This window comes from Dactylosporangium sp. NPDC005572, from assembly GCF_040605515.1.
In the GTDB taxonomy this organism is placed as follows: Bacteria; Actinomycetota; Actinomycetes; order Mycobacteriales; family Micromonosporaceae; genus Dactylosporangium.
The window spans coordinates 1-16502 of sequence record NZ_JBEXCY010000239.1; the positions used below are offsets into that span (position 1 = coordinate 1).

General features: G+C 73.9%; 13 protein-coding genes. 7 read left to right on the plus strand and 6 right to left on the minus strand.

Annotated elements, in window-relative coordinates; translation table 11 throughout:
- On the plus strand, positions 1-1652 hold a 1652-nt coding region (locus ABZS66_RS53155), incomplete at its 5' end, for a substrate-binding domain-containing protein (RefSeq protein WP_354771138.1).
- 45 nt (positions 1653-1697) lie between these two features.
- On the opposite strand, the gene ABZS66_RS53160 is transcribed toward ABZS66_RS53155, so the two are convergent.
- Positions 1698-2111 carry a roadblock/LC7 domain-containing protein gene (locus ABZS66_RS53160; protein ID WP_238007686.1) on the minus strand — a complete coding sequence of 138 codons (414 nt, stop codon included), beginning with the start codon at positions 2109-2111 and terminating at the stop codon, positions 1698-1700.
- A 2-nt stretch (positions 2112-2113) separates the two neighbouring features.
- Positions 2114-5047: a nitrate- and nitrite sensing domain-containing protein gene (locus ABZS66_RS53165; RefSeq protein WP_354771140.1), complete on the minus strand. Its 2934-nt coding sequence runs from the start codon at positions 5045-5047 to the stop codon at positions 2114-2116.
- A gap of 201 nt (positions 5048-5248) precedes the next feature.
- Between ABZS66_RS53165 and ABZS66_RS53170 the strand changes: the two genes are divergently transcribed.
- Entirely contained in the window at positions 5249-6517 is a 1269-nt protein-coding gene (locus ABZS66_RS53170; protein WP_354771142.1) for an ABC transporter substrate-binding protein, read from the plus strand.
- Here the strand turns inward: ABZS66_RS53170 and ABZS66_RS53175 are convergent.
- The gene (locus ABZS66_RS53175; RefSeq protein ID WP_354771144.1) at positions 6507-7748 is read right to left on the minus strand and encodes a hypothetical protein; all 1242 of its coding nucleotides are present in this window, start codon (positions 7746-7748) and stop codon (positions 6507-6509) included. The two genes, ABZS66_RS53170 and ABZS66_RS53175, sit on opposite strands and share 11 nt — an antisense overlap.
- Before the next feature lie 83 nt (positions 7749-7831).
- Here ABZS66_RS53175 and ABZS66_RS53180 point away from each other — a divergent pair, with 83 nt between their 5' ends.
- The 5 genes from ABZS66_RS53180 (at position 7832) to ABZS66_RS53200 (ending at position 14013) form a co-directional block, all read left to right on the plus strand.
- Entirely contained in the window at positions 7832-9481 is a 1650-nt protein-coding gene (locus ABZS66_RS53180) for a GMC family oxidoreductase (protein ID WP_354771146.1), read from the plus strand.
- 11 nt (positions 9482-9492) lie between these two features.
- Positions 9493-11046 carry a glutamine-hydrolyzing GMP synthase gene (gene guaA / locus ABZS66_RS53185; protein WP_354771148.1) on the plus strand — a complete coding sequence of 518 codons (1554 nt, stop codon included), beginning with the start codon at positions 9493-9495 and terminating at the stop codon, positions 11044-11046.
- A gap of 61 nt (positions 11047-11107) precedes the next feature.
- Positions 11108-12043, plus strand: a complete 936-nt coding sequence (locus ABZS66_RS53190; protein ID WP_354771150.1) for an NUDIX domain-containing protein — start codon at positions 11108-11110, stop codon at positions 12041-12043.
- A 4-nt stretch (positions 12044-12047) separates the two neighbouring features.
- Positions 12048-12776 carry an NUDIX domain-containing protein gene (locus ABZS66_RS53195; protein ID WP_354771152.1) on the plus strand — a complete coding sequence of 243 codons (729 nt, stop codon included), beginning with the start codon at positions 12048-12050 and terminating at the stop codon, positions 12774-12776.
- 280 nt (positions 12777-13056) lie between these two features.
- Positions 13057-14013 carry a CDP-alcohol phosphatidyltransferase family protein gene (locus tag ABZS66_RS53200; RefSeq protein WP_354771160.1) on the plus strand — a complete coding sequence of 319 codons (957 nt, stop codon included), beginning with the start codon at positions 13057-13059 and terminating at the stop codon, positions 14011-14013.
- Positions 14014-14091: 78 nt separating this feature from the next.
- On the opposite strand, the gene ABZS66_RS53205 is transcribed toward ABZS66_RS53200, so the two are convergent.
- From ABZS66_RS53205 to ABZS66_RS53215, 3 genes are all read right to left on the minus strand, one after another.
- Positions 14092-15324, minus strand: a complete 1233-nt coding sequence (locus ABZS66_RS53205; protein WP_354771154.1) for a phosphatidylserine decarboxylase — start codon at positions 15322-15324, stop codon at positions 14092-14094.
- 71 nt (positions 15325-15395) lie between these two features.
- Positions 15396-15686 carry a hypothetical protein gene (locus ABZS66_RS53210; protein WP_354771156.1) on the minus strand — a complete coding sequence of 97 codons (291 nt, stop codon included), beginning with the start codon at positions 15684-15686 and terminating at the stop codon, positions 15396-15398.
- Positions 15683-16360, minus strand: coding sequence for a LiaF domain-containing protein (locus ABZS66_RS53215; RefSeq protein WP_354771158.1), 678 nt, complete (start codon positions 16358-16360; stop codon positions 15683-15685). Before ABZS66_RS53215 ends, ABZS66_RS53210 begins: the two co-directional genes overlap by 4 nt.
- Positions 16361-16502 lie beyond the last annotated feature (142 nt).

Consider the following 16502-nt stretch of genomic DNA (forward strand, 5'->3'; position numbering starts at 1 on the left):
CGCCCCCGCACGCGCGCATCTCCGGGACCGGCGACGCCGCCGCGGCCGCCGGCTTCGACCGGTGGCGGGCGCAGCAGCCGGGTCTCCAGGTGGACTACACCCCGGCCGGGTCGGCGGCCGGCAAGCGGGACTTCGCGAACCGGGCCAACGACTTCGCCGTGTCCGACCTGCCGTTCCTCGGGCGGGACCCGCGGACCGGCCATGACGACTGGGACGGGTACCGGCCGTACACGTACGCCCCGCTGACGGCCACCGCCGTCGCCGTCTCGTACCAGCTGCGCGAGCACGGCGTGCCGATCCGCGACCTGCGCCTCTCCGGCTCGACCCTGGCCCGGATCTACTCGGGCGCGATCACGGACTGGAGCGACCCGGCGATCCGGGCCGACAACAACGGCCGCGTGCTGCCCGCCCGGCCGATCGTCCCGGTGGCGCCGGCGGCGGCGTCCGGCACGACGTACCTGCTCACCGACTTCCTGAGCCGGCGCTTCCCGGCCGACTGGACGACCGGCCGCAGCCAGTACCTCCCGCAGCGGCCCGGCCTGCGCGAGCTCACCGGCACCGGCGCGATCGCCGCCTTCGTGACCGACCCCGCCAACGACGGCGCGATCGGCTACACGGACCACACCACCGCGCTGCGGGCCGGCCTGCCGGTGGCGAAGATCGGCAATGCCGGCGGCTGGTTCGTCGCGCCCGACCCGCTCAACGTCACGTTCGCGCTGGGGATGCCGCTCGGCGCCCCGGTGTACGACGCCCCGGACCCGCGGGTGTACCCGTTGTCGGGCGTCACGTACCTCATCCTGCCGACCGGCACCGACCCGCAGGCCGAACCGCGGATGACCACCGCCAAGCGGCAGACCATGGTCGACTTCTTCGCCGCGGCGGTGTGCGAACCGGCGGGCGACGGTGTGACGCCGCTGTCGGCGATCGGCGTGTACGGGATGTTCGACGCGCTCGAGCGGCTGCACGCGGTGGACCCGGCGGTCGACACGAGCATCCTCGACCCGCGGCGGCATCCGTGCCTGAACCCGGCGGTCCAGACCGACTACTTCGACGTGGTGCCGATGCCGGCCGAGTGTGACCAGGCGGGTCACGGCCCGTGCGGACGCGTCGCCGGCGTGCCGGCGGAGGCGCTCAACGCGACCCCGCCGTACCAGGGCAGCCTCGGCCTGCAGGTGGCGCTCGGCACGCGGGTCGCGCTCACCCAGGTCGACCCGGCGACCGCGGGCGGCCACCCCGCCCAGGCCACGGACCCGACCGGCCACCGCCACGCCTGGGTCTTCCGGGGCGAGCTGGCCGGGGTGTCGGTCGCCGACTCGCGCCCGGACCAGCCCGGCTGGACCGTGACCGGCCAGGCCACCGACCTGACGAACGGCGCGGCGACGGTCCCGGCCCGCGACGTCGGCTGGGCGCCGGCGCTGGTCACCGCCGGCAGCGACGCCGAGGGCGACCCGGTCGCCGGCCCGGCGGTGCCACCGAACCTGGCCGCACCGGCGAGCCCCGGCCTGGCGACGGCCTGCCTGCTGGCCACCGCCCCGGCCGGGGGCGGCCTGGGCACCCAGCGCCTGGGCGCGGCGATGGAGCTGTGGATGCCCGACACGTCCCCGAAGGGCGGGTACACCGGCACGCTGACGCTGACGCTGATCAGCGCCTGAGCACCGGACGGTGGGCGGGCCGGCGGCGAGCGCCGGCCCGCGGGGTCAGCGGGGGAGGGCCTGCTGGAGCTCGGCCCGCAGGGCCGGGGTCAGCATCTCGCCCGTCTGCTTGGCCAGCCGGGCCATCTCGTAGCCCACGACACCGATGTCGGCCTCGCGGCCGGCCAGCACCGCCAGGATCGAGCCGTCGCGGATCGACATCACGAGGAAGAAGCCCTGGCCCATCTCGACCACGGTCTGCTTGACCTCGTCGCCGTCGAAGATGCGCGCGGCGCCGCTCGTGACGCTGACCAGGCCGGACGTCACGGCGGCGAGCTGGTCGGCGCTGTCGCGCGGGAGGTGGTCGGAGACGGCGACCAGCAGGCCGTCCGACGACACCACCACCGCGTGCGCGATGCCCGGCACCCGCTCGGTGAACGCGTTGATCAGCCAGCTCAGGTCACGTGCTTGTTGGCTCAGGGTCACGCCGTGCTCCCTCGATTTTCGTTGATCGGCACCGTGGGAACTTCGTCCTCGTTCGCGGCCCGGTGCACGCCGCTGTAGAACCGGGTGAGCATGCTGCTGACGCTCGCCGGGTCCGGCTCGCTGGGCTGGCTGACCGTCACCGGCTGGACGGCCTCGGCCGCGGGCACCACGCCGTTCGGGTCGCCCGGCAACTGGGCCAGCGGCACCCGGATGGGCAGGCCGGCGTTGCTCGTCCCGGCCGTGACCGGCTGGCGCTGCGCCGGGACGACGGGCGCCGCGGGCGCTTCGCCGCCACCGCCCTTCGACCACCAGCGGGTGCCCTTCGCCGCCGGGGCGGCGTTGCCCCGGGCAGCGGCGCCGATGATGTCCTCGGCCCGGTTCGGCCCGCGCCGGACGGCGTTCGCCGGCCCGCCGTTCGCCGACCGCACCACGCCGTTGCCCGGCTGGGCGGAGACGGGCGCCGCCGAGACCGGCTGGGCCGACACGGGAGCCACGGACACCGGCTGGGCCGACACCGGCGTGGCCGAGACCGGCTGCGCCGACACCGGCTGGGCCGACACGGGAACCGCCGAGACCGGCGCGGCCGACACCGGCGCCCCCGGGACCTGGTGCGCCGCCCCGTTGCCGGCCGCGATCGCCGCCGCCGCCGACGAGGCCACCGGCCAGGTGGTCGCCGGCACCTCGACGCCGGGGAGCGGCGGCGCGGCCACCGCCGGTACACCCGAGACCGGACGCGGATCGCCCGCGTCGGCGGGCCGTCCGGGCAGCGCGGGCAGCACCGCCGTCGGCGAGTCCATCGTGTCGTTCGACGGCACCGCCGGCAGCGGCGGGCTGGCCAGCCCCTCCATCGCGATCGGCAGCCGGCCCGGCCCGGTGAGCCGGTTGCCCGGCCCGCCGTAGAGCCCGACGCCGTCCGGGGCGGTCGCCAGCAGCTTCTGCGGGAGCGTCACGTACGCCGTGACGCCCTCGTCGGTCGCCGTGAGCCGCACGTGGACCCCGTGCCGGTCGGCGAGGTGACCGACCACGACGAGGCCCATCCGCTCGGAGGCGGCCACGTCGATGGCGATCGGGGTCGAGACGCGCTCGTTGGCGTCGACGAGGCCGGACTCGGTCATGCCGATGCCCTTGTCCTCGATGACGATCGTCGCGTCCTTGCCGCCGTTGGCGGGCCAGCCGGAGACCGTGACCACGGTGTCCGGCGGGGAGAACGTGGTGGCGTTCTCCAGCAGCTCGGCGAGCAGGTGCACGATGTCGGCCACGGCGTGCCCGATGACGAAGACGTCGTTGGACACGTCGTGACGGATCCGGGCGTACTGCTCGATCTCGGCCATCGCGGCGAGGGTGACCGCGGACAGCGAGACCGGCTGGGCCCACCTGCGCGTGGCCTCGCTGCCGGCGAGGACGAGCAGGTTCTCGTCGTTGCGGCGCATGCGCGTCGCGAGGTGGTCGAGGCGGAACAGGTTGGCCAGCTGGTCGGGGTCGGTCTCGGCCGACTCCAGCTGGTCGAGCAGCTGGAGCTGGCGCTCGACCAGCGTCTGCGACCGGCGGGCCAGGTTGACGAACATGGAGTTGACGTTGCGCCGCATGACCGCCTGCTCGACGGCCAGGCTCACGGCGCTGCGGTGGACGGCGGTGAACGCGTCCGCCACCTCGCCGATCTCGTCGGACGAGCGCACCCGAGTCGTGGTGTCGACGGTGACCGTCTCGCCGCGGGGGAGTGTTCGCAGCCGCTGGATGGCCTCCGGCAGCCGGTGCTGGGCCACGTCGAGGGCCTGGGCCCGCAGCTGGCGCAGCGAGCGGGCCATCGACCGGCCGATGAGCCAGGACAGCAGCAGCGCGAGCAGCATGACCAGGACGATCACCGAGGTCGCCAGGAACGCCTGGTTGCGCTGGTCGGTCGACCGGCTGGCAGCGCCCTCGATGGCGTCCTCGAGCAGCTCCTGCTCGACCGAGCGGATGTAGTCGAGCTCGGCGGTGCTGGCCAGCCACCAGTCCTCGGGGGTCACGCCGACCTGGGCGCCCCGGGCCCGGGAGATGACCTCCTGCTGGAGGCGGGAGACCGTGGAGACGGCCGGCTGGCGCAGGTTGCGGTCGTAGAGGGCGAGGTGCCGCGGGCTCGCCGAGGCGCGGAACTGCTCGACCGCGGCGGTGTGGCGGGCCTGGATCTCGGAGAACATGGCGAAGTCGTCGGGGGCGAACTTGCCCGCGCTCGCGGCGGCGAAGATCCGGCCGCGCAGCTGGTCCTTGAGCTCCTTGGCCTGGGCGAGGTCCATGAGCGAGGAGACCTCGCTGACCGACTGCGAGTCACCGCCGATGTCGGGGCGGTCGGGCACCAGGTCGAAGAGGTGCTGGATGGTCTCCGAGTACTGGTCGAACACGGCTTCCTGGCGCAGCCAGCGCGACTTCACGCCCTCCCGGACCAGGGCCAGGTCCTGGAAGTCGGCGGCGATCCGGTTCTGCGTCTGGTTGAAGATCGGGTTCTGCAGCAGCGGGCGGGCGGCCTTCGAGAAGGCGGCGAGGGCCGCGTCGGTCTGCGCGTAGTCGGCGAACAGCTCCTGGTTGTCGGAAGTCGAGCCGCTCGTCGCCGCGACGGTGGTCGATTTCGCGAGAAGTCCGGCCGTTCGGTCCCTCTCGAGCTGCAACTGGTGGATGAGATCGGTCAGTTGGCGGCCGACCTTGACCCCTTGGGCGAACTGATCCAACTTCGACGCGTCCTGCACGGACGCGTTGATCTGGACGCCGGCGATGACCAGGAAGGCCACGGCGGGCAGCACGAGGACCGCGGCCAGCTTCGTGGGCACGCGCCAGTCGCGCACCCGGAGCAGCGACGTGCGCCGTTGCGGCTCCCCCGGCCGCCGGCGGCGGTGGCTGTTCACCTTCATCACGACGGCAGGTGCCCTCGTCGAAGGCGGCGAAGCGAAGGTCTGCACCCCTCACACCTTTCGCATACGTCATCGCGCTGCCTGAGCAGCGTGCGGCCCTTATCAAACCAGGGTTGCGACCAGTGTCCAACCACGTCATTGTGGTGCAGGTCACATTACTCGAAGCCGGACACCGGGGTTGCCTCCGCATTGACCAGAACGGAAGGATACGGCCGTCCGACCTCCCGCGCCCGCAAGGAGACATTCGCCGTGCTCACCAGGGGCCGCCGGCCCGCAGCGATCGTCCTGCTGCTGGCGTCGGCATTGCTCATCGCGGCGTGCACGGGCGGCGGCAACCCGGCCCCGAAGGCGCCCGCGAGCGTCGCCATCGGGCTGCTGGTGCCGACCACCGGCGCCAACGCGCAGCTCGGCCAGCAGGCCACGCTCGGCGCGAAACTTGCGATCGAGCTGGTGAACCAGGACTTCAAGGACCTGCCGCTGCCCCTGCCGCTCGGCGCGGGTGCGGGCCTGCACAACGGCACCAAGCTGACGCTCATCGCCGGCAACACCGAGAGCGCGCCGGAGAAGGTCGAGAAGGAGGCGTCCCGCCTGGTCGCCGAGGGCGCCGTCGGGCTGGTGCTCGCCGACACCATCGACGTGGCCGCGCCGGCCGGCCGGGAGACCGACCTCATCGGCGTCTCGCTCGTCGACGCGCTGAGCACCTCGGACACGTTCGCCGACCTCAACCGCACCGCGCACTTCCGGATCCAGCCCAGCGACCGGCAGCTCGTCTCCACCGCGCTCGGCCTGCTGTACCGGCAGCGCGACACCCCGGCCCAGTTCAAGCGGATCGTCACCGCCGCCGGCACCCCGGCCGGCGCCGTCGGCGGCGAGGTCAGCACGCTCAAGAGCACGATCGAGGACCTGAGCCTGGCCGCCGGCTACGAGGTGGGCGGCCGGGACAAGATCGTGCCGCTCGGCGGGGCCGACGCCGGCCAGCCCGACGGCCTGGTGGTCAAGGGCGACGCGGTGCTGGCCGTCGTCACGAACCCGGCCGAGGCGACCGCCGCGACCGAGCTGGCCGTGCGGCTGCGCGGCACCGCGCCGGTCATCGCCGTCGGCCCGGGCGTCGGCGCGCTGGACGGGGTCAAGTCCAGCGGCGGCGTGCAGGCGCTGCGATCCGTCGGCTGGTCGGCCGAGTTCGCCGGGCGCAACCCGATCTCGCGGGTCGTCGGCACCATGTACGAGCAGGCGTTCCACACCAAGCTGACCGAGGTCGCGGCGGCCGCGTTCACCGCCACGATGGTGCTCGCGATGGCGATGGACCAGGTCACCGACTTCACGCCGCAGTCGATCCGCAGCGCGGTGCAGCAGATCACGCTGCCGGCGACCCAGACGATCATGCCGTGGAACGGCATCCGCTTCGACGGCAACGGCTACAACCAGCTCGCCGCGGGCGTCGTCGAGCAGCACGTGCCCAACGGCTACCAGGTGGTCCACCCGATCGAGCTGGCGGCGACGCCGACGCTCAGTCTCTGAGGTACCGGCTGAGCTCCTCGGGGCGGCGGACCAGCTCGTTGAGGTCGAGCGCGGCGTCGTCCGGCCCGGTGAGCCGGCGCGGCAGCAGCGGGTGGGTGCGCCGCCAGCCCCGGCGCAGCAGGGTGTACTCCACGACCACGGCCAGCAGCGTCGCCCCCATCCACGGCGGCGCCGAGCGGTCGTCGTCCTCGGTGGCCGGCGGCAGCCCGCGGCGGGCCCGCTCCACGTCCACCGGCCGGCGCAGCAGCGTGCCGGCCAGCTCGTCGCGGCCGTCGGGCGCGCGGCCGAGGACCGCCTGGACCGCCTCGACGTACTCCCGCGCCCGCCGCTGCACCTCGGCCAGGTAGACCGCGACCGGCAGGTCGGCGAAGCGGGTCCAGGGCAGGTCGCCGGTCAGGACGTCGGCGGCGAGCGCCTGCTCCTCCTCGGCTGACAGCTCGTCCAGCGCCACGCTGTCGGCCGCGAGCGCGACCGGCCGGTCGGCGCCGGCGGTCGAGCGCAGCTCGGCGGCGAGCCCCGGGTGCCGGTCCGGCAGGGCGGCCAGCACCGCGGTGAGGTCGTGCGCGGGCGCGCCCCACTCGGCCAGCCGCAGCCGCCAGCCGGCGTGCAGGTCGGCCACCCGCCGGGGCAGGCCGTCGACCTCCGGGGTGCCCTCGGCGGCCGCGAACGCGGTGAACACCGCCTCGATCGCCGCCGCCCGCAGCAGCGCGAGGGCCGCGTCCTCGACCGCGCCGAGGCCGCCGCCGACCGCGTTGACCGCGGCCGCGTCGCGGACCCGCTCGGCCTCGCCGAGCAGGCCCCCGGTCGCGGCGAGCAGCCGGGCGTGCCGGTTGGCCGCGGTGGCTGGGGCGCCTGAGGCGCCTGGGGCGCCCGGCTCCGGCTCGTGCAGCCGGGCGTTGAGCAGGCCGCGGACCAGGTCGGGGTGGCGCGACGGGGGCAGCGCGAGCTCGTGCGCCAGCACGGCGCGCAGCTGGTCGGCGGGCAGGCCCGCGACGAGCGGCAGGCCGATCACCAGCTCGCCGGCGGTGAGGCGGGCCGTGGGTGCGCCGCCCAGCCGTACCGCCGCCGGAAACGCCACATCGGCGTGCTTCACGGCGTCGAGGACCAGGGAGTGCAGCGCCGCATGCCGGCTGGCCCCCACCAGCGGCAGCCCCGACCGGCGCGGCTCCGGGAGGTTGCCCAGCAGCCGACGACCACGCCAGGCGGTCAGCCCGCCGGGAAGTCTCGCCATAGTTCCCTCAGTTTGCCCCAGATCGGGCCCCGGCTGAAGCACCGCCTCTTCCGGATAAGTTACTCGTGAGTCACTATGGGGCCGTGCACTACGACGTGGTGGTGATCGGCTCCGGCTTCGGCGGCAGCGTGGCCGCCCTGCGGCTCGCCGAGAAGGGCTACTCGGTGGCGGTCCTCGAGGCGGGCCGGCGCTTCGCCGACGACGAGTTCCCGAAGACCTCCTGGGACTCGCGGCGGTTCCTCTGGGCGCCGGTGCTCGGCTGCTACGGCATCCAGCGGATCACGATGCTGCGCAACGTCCTCGTGCTGTCGGGCGCGGGCGTCGGCGGCGGCTCCCTGGTGTACGCCAACACCCTCTACCGCCCCCTCCAGCCGTTCTACGACGATCCGCAGTGGAAGGACATCGCCGACTGGCGGGCCGAGCTCGCCCCCTTCTACGACCAGGCCGAGCGGATGCTCGGGGTCACCACGTACCGCCGGATGACCCGCGCCGACGTGGCGATCAAGGCGGTCGCCGAGCGGATGGGCGTCGGCGGCACGTTCCACCAGACCCCGGTCGGCGTGTACTTCGGCAAGCCGGACGTCGACCCGTACTTCGGCGGCGCCGGCCCGGTGCGGCAGTCCTGCGAGCACTGCGGCTCGTGCATGACCGGCTGCCGGGTCGGGGCGAAGAACACGCTGGTCAAGAACTACCTGTACCTCGCCGAGCGGCTCGGCGCCACGGTCCACCCGCTGACCACGGTGACCGCCGTGCGCCCCGATGGGGACGGGTACGCGGTCGAGACCCGCGGCACCGGCCGCCGCCGGCGCCGGCAGACGTTCACCGCGGGCCAGGTGGTGTTCGCCGCCGGCGCGCTCGGCACCCAGCGGCTGCTGCACCAATGCCGGGCGGCGGGCCTGCTGCCCGGGCTGTCCGGCCGGCTGGGCGCGCTGACCCGCACCAACTCCGAGTCGATCGTGGGCGCCCGCTCGCTGCGCCGGGACGTCGACTTCACCGACGGCGTGGCGATCACCAGCTCGTTCCACCCGGACGCGAACACCCACATCGAGCCGGTCCGCTACGGCCCCGGCTCCAACGCGATGGGCCTGCTGCAGACCGTGCTCACCGACGGCGGCCCGCTGCGGCCGCTGCGCTGGTTCGGCGCGTTCTTCCGCCACCCGGTCCGGCACGTGCGGGTGCTCTCGGTGCGCCGCTGGTCGCACAAGACGATCATCGCGCTGGTCATGCAGTCGGTCGACAACTCCCTCGACGTGCACTACCGCCGCTCGTGGACCGGCCGCCGGCGGCTCACGACCACGCAGGGCCACGGCGAGCCCAACCCGGCCTGGATCCCGGCCGGCAACCACGCCGTTCGCCTGCTGGCCGAGGAGATCGGCGGCCTGCCCGGCGGCTCCTGGTCCGAGGTGTTCAACATCCCGGTCACGGCGCACATCCTGGGCGGCGCGGCGATCGGCGCGTCACCCGACGGCGGGGTCGTCGACGCGTACCACCGTGTCTTCGGTCACCCCGGGCTGCACGTCGTCGACGGCGCGGCGGTCTCCGCCAATCTCGGGGTGAACCCCTCGCTGACGATCACCGCCCAGGCCGAGCGGGCCATGTCCATGTGGCCCAACAAGGGCGAACCCGACCTCCGCCCGCCGCTCGGGGCGGCCTACACCCCCGTCGCGCCGGTCCGCCCGGCGAACCCCGCCGTGCCCGAGGGCGCGCCCGGAGCCCTCAGGCTCGCCGGATAGGCTTTCTGCCCATGACCACGCCGCAGCCGGTTCTCGTCGTCGACTTCGGCGCGCAGTATGCGCAGCTGATCGCCCGCCGCGTGCGCGAGGCGCACGTCTACTCGGAGATCGTGCCGCACTCGATGACGGTCGCCGACATGCTTGCCAAGCGGCCCGCGGCGATCATCCTGTCCGGCGGCCCGTCGTCGGTCTACGAGGACGGCGCCCCGCAGGTCGACCCGGGGCTGTTCACCGCCGGCGTGCCGGTCTTCGGCATCTGCTACGGCTTCCAGGCGATGGCCGTCGCCCTGGCGGGTGAGGCGGCGCACACCGGCAACCGCGAGTTCGGCGGCACCCAGCTGCGCCTCGCCGGCGCCGGCGGCGTGCTGCTGCGCGACCTGCCGGCCGAGCAGTCGGTCTGGATGAGCCACGGCGACTGCGTGACCGCGGCCCCGGCCGGGTTCACGGTCACCGCCGGCTCGCCCGGCGCCCCGGTCGCCGCGTTCGAGGACGTCGAGCGCCGCCTGGCCGGCGTGCAGTTCCACCCCGAGGTGGCGCACACCGCGCACGGCCAGACGATCCTCAAGCGGTTCCTCCACGAGGTGGCCGGCATCGAGCCGACCTGGACGTCGAACAACATCATCGAGGAGCAGGTCGCGGCGGTCCGGGCCCGCGTCGGCAGCAAGCGGGTGCTCTGCGCGCTGTCCGGCGGCGTCGACTCGGCGGTGGCTGCGGCGCTCGTCCACAAGGCCGTCGGCGACCAGCTGACCTGCGTGTTCGTCGACCACGGCCTGCTGCGCGCGGGCGAGGCCGAGCAGGTCGAGAAGGACTACGTGGCGTCCACCGGCATCACGCTCAAGGTCGTCGACGCCTCCGCCCGGTTCCTCGGCGCGCTCGCCGGCGTCACCGACCCCGAGCAGAAGCGCAAGATCGTCGGCCGGGAGTTCATCCGGGTCTTCGAGCAGGCGGCCCGCGAGCTGGAGGCCGAGGGGCACGTCGAGTTCCTCGTGCAGGGCACCCTCTACCCGGACGTGGTCGAGTCCGGCGGCGGCACCGGCACGGCCAACATCAAGTCGCACCACAACGTCGGCGGCCTGCCCGAGGACCTCAAGTTCGAGCTGGTCGAGCCGCTGCGCACGCTCTTCAAGGACGAGGTCCGCCAGATCGGCGCGGCGCTCGGCCTGCCCGAGGAGATCGTGATGCGCCACCCGTTCCCGGGCCCCGGCCTGTCGATCCGGATCATCGGCGCCGTCGACGAGGAGCGCCTGGCCATCCTCCGCGCGGCCGACCTGATCGCCCGCGAGGAGCTCACCGCGGCCGGCCTCGACCGCAGCGTCTGGCAGTTCCCGGTCGTGCTGCTGGCCGACGTCCGCAGCGTCGGCGTCCAGGGCGACGGCCGCACCTACGGCCACCCGATCGTGCTGCGCCCGGTCTCCAGCGACGACGCGATGACCGCCGACTGGTCCCGGCTCCCGCACGAGCTGATCGCCCGCATTTCCACCCGGATAACAAACGAGGTCCGGGAGGTCAACCGCGTGGTCGTGGATGTTACGTCCAAGCCGCCGGGCACTATTGAATGGGAATGAATCGCCCTTCAGCCTGAAGTCACCCTTGCGGGTCCGGCAAAAGGCCGGACAATTTACCGACGTGACTCCTGCGCTCCAGCCGCTGCGACGCATCGCGGCGTACTGCGTCTGCGCCGACGGCGACCAGGTGCTCCTGGTCCGGGCCTCGGCGAAGTCCGGCACGCCGGGCGTGTGGTCGCTGCCCGGCGGCGCGGTCGACCACGGCGAGAACCCGGTGGACACGGTCGTGCGCGAGACGGCCGCCGAGACCGGGGTGTCGGTCGCCGTGGCCCGGCTGCGTGACGTGCTCGCCGACATGCGGGCGCTGCCGGACCGCGGCCTGACCATCCACACCGACCGGCTCATCTACGAGGTGACGGTCCGCGGCGGCGCGCTGCGCGACCGGGTGGGCCAGCCGACCGACCTGGCCCGGTGGGTCACCCTCGACGAGGCCAAGGAGCTGCCGCTGCGCCGGTTCACCGCCGACGCGCTCGGCCTGCCCGACGCCGCCACCGACATCCGGCCCGACGGGGTGCCCGAGCTGCCCTCGTTCTTCGCCGTGCCCGGCCCCGACGGACTGCACCGCGCGCAGCGCTTCGCGGCCTACGCGGTCTGCACCGACCGGCGCAACCGGGTCCTGCTCACCCGGATCTCCGAGGGCTACCCCGGGGGCGGCTCCTGGCACCTGCCCGGCGGCGGCACCGACTTCGGCGAGCAGCCGGGCGTCGCGCTGATCCGCGAGCTGGTCGAGGAGACCGGCCAGGAGGGGCGCATCGTCGAGCTGCTCGGCGTCGCCAGCCACCGCGACGCGGCCCAGCTCGGCCCGGAGGGCTACCCGATCGACTGGCACGGCGTGCGGGCCTTCTACAAGGTCCAGGTCGCCCGCTCCAGCCGGCCGGTGATCCACGACGTCGGCGGCTCGACCGCCGAGGCCCGCTGGTTCGACCCGGACGAGCTCGACGAACTGCCATTGACGGAGGTCACCGAAGAGGCGCTTCGCGGGGCGGGCCTACGCTGAGATCATGACGCGCACGCGGACGATCACCGCCTACGGCCGGGTGGCCGGCTCCGACACCGAGCTCGGCGGCCCGATCCGCCACTTCGAGAACCCGGCGACCGCGGTGGTGCGCCTGTTCGCCGAGGCCGGACGGGCGGTCGCGGTGTCGTTGGTGCTCGACGTGCGCGCGCTGGTCACCGCGGACGCGCACGAGGACCGGATCGTCTTCGCGGTCGTGCCCGTCCCCGGCGAGCCCGGTCCGGTCGCCGAGGCGGCGCCGCCCGGCCCGGACGCGCTGCCCCGCGGGCAGCGGTTCGCCGCCTACGGCCTCGCCACCGACCCCGGCGGGCGGGTGCTGCTCACCGAGATCGCGCCGGGCTACCCGGGCGCGGGCCGCTGGCACCTGCCGGGCGGTGGCACCGACGCCGGTGAGCAGCCGGGTGACGCGCTCATCCGCGAGCTGTACGAGGAGACCGGCCAGGTCGGCGAGATCACCGAGCTGCTCGGGGTGACCCACCGCCGCAACCCCGGCGCCGTCGGGCCGGAGGGCTACCCGATCGACTGGCACGGCGTGCGGGCGCTGTACCGCGTGCTGGTGCCCGCGCCGTCGCAACCCACAGTGACGGAGGCCGCCGGCGGATCGACCGCGGCGGCCGCCTGGTTCGCCCCGGCCGAGCTGGCCGGGCTGCCCACGACCGAGGTGGTGCAATGGGCTCTGGCCGCACCGCAACGGGGGAGTGACCGGGGTCGTTAAAATGGACCAGAGGTAAATTCCGGGATACGCTCAGTAGTCGCGGGATTCGCCTGCATTGGCGGTTTCCTACCTCAGGCATCGCCAACCGCGATCTGATGTGCGATGGTGTGTAGATCGCGAGACGGTCTCGCAAAAACGGACACAGGGGGACAACCTCCCCCCGACAGAGCCCGTGGGAACCCCGTTCCTACATGGAGGATCAGTGCCGAGAGCACCTTGGCAGCGACGACGCACCACGGACAGCCCTCGCCCGGGAGGTGGCCGGCAGTGGGCCGGGCGGCTGCGGCGCAGCGGTTCCCTGGCCCGGCAGGTGCTCTTCGCCGGACGCGTCGGCCGCCGTGGTGACGGCAACATCGCCGGCTCCACCGCGCTGCTCGTGCCCCCGCCCGCCGAGACCGAGGTCCGCAACGGCCGGGTCCGGCTGCCCCGCCTGCGCATGCGGCGCCGTGACGGTCTGTCACGAGACGTGGTGTCCGTCGCCCCGGTCAGCCCGGCCGTCCCGGCCCCGGCGACCGCTGAGGCGCCCCAGTCGCTGAGCATCCCGCTGCTGCCCGGCGAGCGCACGCTCGCCCGCCGGATCCGCTTCGCGATCGTCAACGCGTGCACCATCAGCAGCCTCATGCTGGGCCTGTCGGCCATCTTCATCGCGGTCAACCACGGCGACGTCCGCGTCGCCGCCGGCCTGCTGATCGCGTGCGTGATCTTCGACGGCCTCGACGGCTTCCTGGCCCGCCGCCTCGGCGTCGCCAGCCCGTTCGGCGCGCAGATGGACTCCCTGGCCGACATGTGCTCGTTCGGCCTGGCGGCGCCCGTGGTCGTGTATGCCTGGCTCAACGGCTCGGCCCCGAGCGCCGTCCTGGTGCCCGCGTGCGCCCTCGTGGCGGCCTGCGCGGCGATCCGCCTGGCCCGCTTCAACGTCTCGCCGAAGGACGGCCGCTTCTTCTGCGGCGTCCCGACCACGATGTGCGCGGCGGTCCTGGCCCTGGGCACCCTGATCGCCCCGGAGATGCCGCCGGTCCTGCGCGTCGCGGGCGTGGCCCTGCTGGGCCTGGCGATGGTCTCCAGCTTCCCGTATGCGAAGCTGGCCCGCCTCCTGCGCCTGCCCCCGTGGCTGCTGGTGCTGCCGGTGATCGGCGCCCTGGTGGACTACCGGGTGACCTTCGTGGTGGTCGTCCTGGCCTACCTGGTGAGCGGCCCGGTCCTGTGGCTGCGCCAGCGCGGCGAGCAGCCCGCCTGACGCTCCCTCCCGGCGAACTCCCGGCGAACACCGCCCCGGCACCTCGCGAGAGGTCGCCGGGGCGGTTCGTTGCGGGCGTCAGAGCCAGTGGGCGATCACCGTCTGACCGCCGACCACGCGGTCGCCCGGGGCCACGGCCGGGGTGGCCTTGTCGGCCGGGAGGTACACGTCGGTGCGGGAGCCGAAGCGGATCAGGCCGAAGCGCTCGCCCTTGGCCAGCAGCGACCCGACCGGGGCGCGCTGGACGATGCGGCGGGCGATCAGGCCCGTGCGCTGGACCACCGCCACCGGGCCGTAGGCCGTCTCCAGCAGCGTGTAGGCCGCCACGTTGTGCTCGGCCTCCGGCTTCATCGCGGCCGCGTAGCCGCCGTCCTCGACGAAGTAGTCGATGACCTTGCCGGCCACCGGGGCGCGGTTCACGTGCACGTCGAGCACCGACAGGAACACGGCGACGCGGAGGAACTCCAGGTCGCCGAAGCGCGGGTCGTGCATGCGCTCCACGCCGAGGACCTTGCCGTCGCTCGCGGCCACCACGGCGCTCGCGTCCTCCGGGACGTCGCGCTGCGGGTCGCGGAAGAACGCCGCCACCGGCGCCGCGGCCAGGGCCGGGACCAGCCAGAGCTTCGACTTCGGGCGGGCCGCCTTGGCCAGCGCTGCCAGGCCGAGCGCGATGCCGGCGGCGGCGACGCCGTTGGAGTCGATGTTCATGCCGCGGGTGAGCGGGACGCTCGACGGGCGCAGCGCGGGCAGCAGCCGGCCGGCCGTGGCGTGGTGGGCGGGCGTGTGGCGCAGCCGGTGGACGCGGACCGGCGGCACGTTGCGCAGGACCAGGTCGCTGCCCACGCCGTAGAGCGCCGCCTGGCGCTCGACCTCGTCGGCGGCGCCGCTCGGCAGGCGGGTCGCCGGGACGACCACGGTGAGCACGCCGCCGGTGGCGACGAGCTTGGACAGCCCGCCGAGCACCTCGCGGGCCTCGTCGGCGCTGCCGGCGAGGGCCTCCGCGGCGATCACGACATCGGCCGGTTCTGCGGCGTCGAGGGACTCGACCACGCGGGTGCGCTCGGCCACCCAGCGGCCCTGCCGCTCCACGTGCTCGCGCAGGGCGGCGGCGCCGGTCGCGCCGCCGGCGACGACCGTCAGCCGGTCGTCGGGCAGCAGGGCGTCGATCGCGGCGGCCAGCGCGGCGGAGCCGGCGGCCGCGCCGACCAGCAGGCCGGTCTTGGGGCCGCCGTGGCGGGCGAGCTCGGAGGCAAGGACCCGGGCGGCACGGTCACCGATCTGGACCGGACGGCCGACGGGAAACTGGGTCATCTCGGGAAGACTCCTCGGGAAAAGGCGAGACCGGCGGGGTGACATCCCCCGCCGGCCAGCATATTCCGTCGTCAGTCCAGATCGTCCGGGTCGTAGTCGTAGTCGTACTTCGGACCCGAGCTCGTCGGGGCCATCGCCTCCGCCTTGTCGCCCTTGTCCTTGCCGTTGCGGTCCTTCTCGGGCCGGTCGGAGCGCAGCGCCCCGAGCAGTCCCAGCAGGCCGAACAGGATCAGGCCGACGGCGACGATCCAGCCGGCGTTGAGGTTCACCGAGACGGCCTGGTTGAACAGCCAGACGATCACGATCCCCAGAAAGATCAGTCCGAAGGTCAGGGACACGCCATCCGTGCGGTGCGGCTTCATCGGGTCACCTCCAGGTTGCCGTAGTCGAGGTCGAGGTTGAGGTGGAGCTTGCCGCCGCCGGCACCGTCGACGCCGGTGTCGGTGAACTCCTTGGTCTGGTTGAAGCCGCCGCACTCCTGGTCGAGCACCCGGCAGTCGCCGCCGGAGACCCGCACGTCGACCGTCACGTCGACGTTGGGCGGGAGGATGACCTGGAGGTCCCCGTACCGCACCCGGAGGTCCAGCACCACCTCGTCCCCGGCGGTGCTGAAGTCCAGCCGGCTGAGGTCGGCGTGGATGTTGCCGAGGTCGGTGTCGTAGGAGCTGCCGAGCTCGCTCAGCGTGTCCGGGCGCAGGTTGATGTTGGCGACCGACCTGGGCACTCCCGGGTCACCGACCGACGTCGACGCGGTCGAGATGGCCAGCGCGATGCTGAGCAGCGCCCCGAGCAGGATCAGCACCCGGGCCCGGCCGATCCACGCCCCGGCGATGAGGCCCAGGGCCACGATCGCCAGCGGCACCGCGAAGAAGGTGCTGACCTTGAAGTCCGCGACGCTGACCTCCAGCACCGCCAGGACGCCGAGGGCCAGGCAGATCATCGAGAACGTGATCCGCCCCAGCTTCGACTTCTCCTTCGGGGGCTTCGGCGGCTTGGGCGGGGTCGGGGCCAGCCCCGGGTAGGGCGAGCCGGGCACGCCGGGCGGCGGGTAGCCGAGCGACGCCGCGTAGGGGCTGCGGCTGCTGAACGGCCCGTGCGGGGCGAACGGCTGCCGGTAGCCGGGTCGGCACCACCCACATCACGAACGGCTGCTACCGCCTGCATCCCGTCGAGTGGAA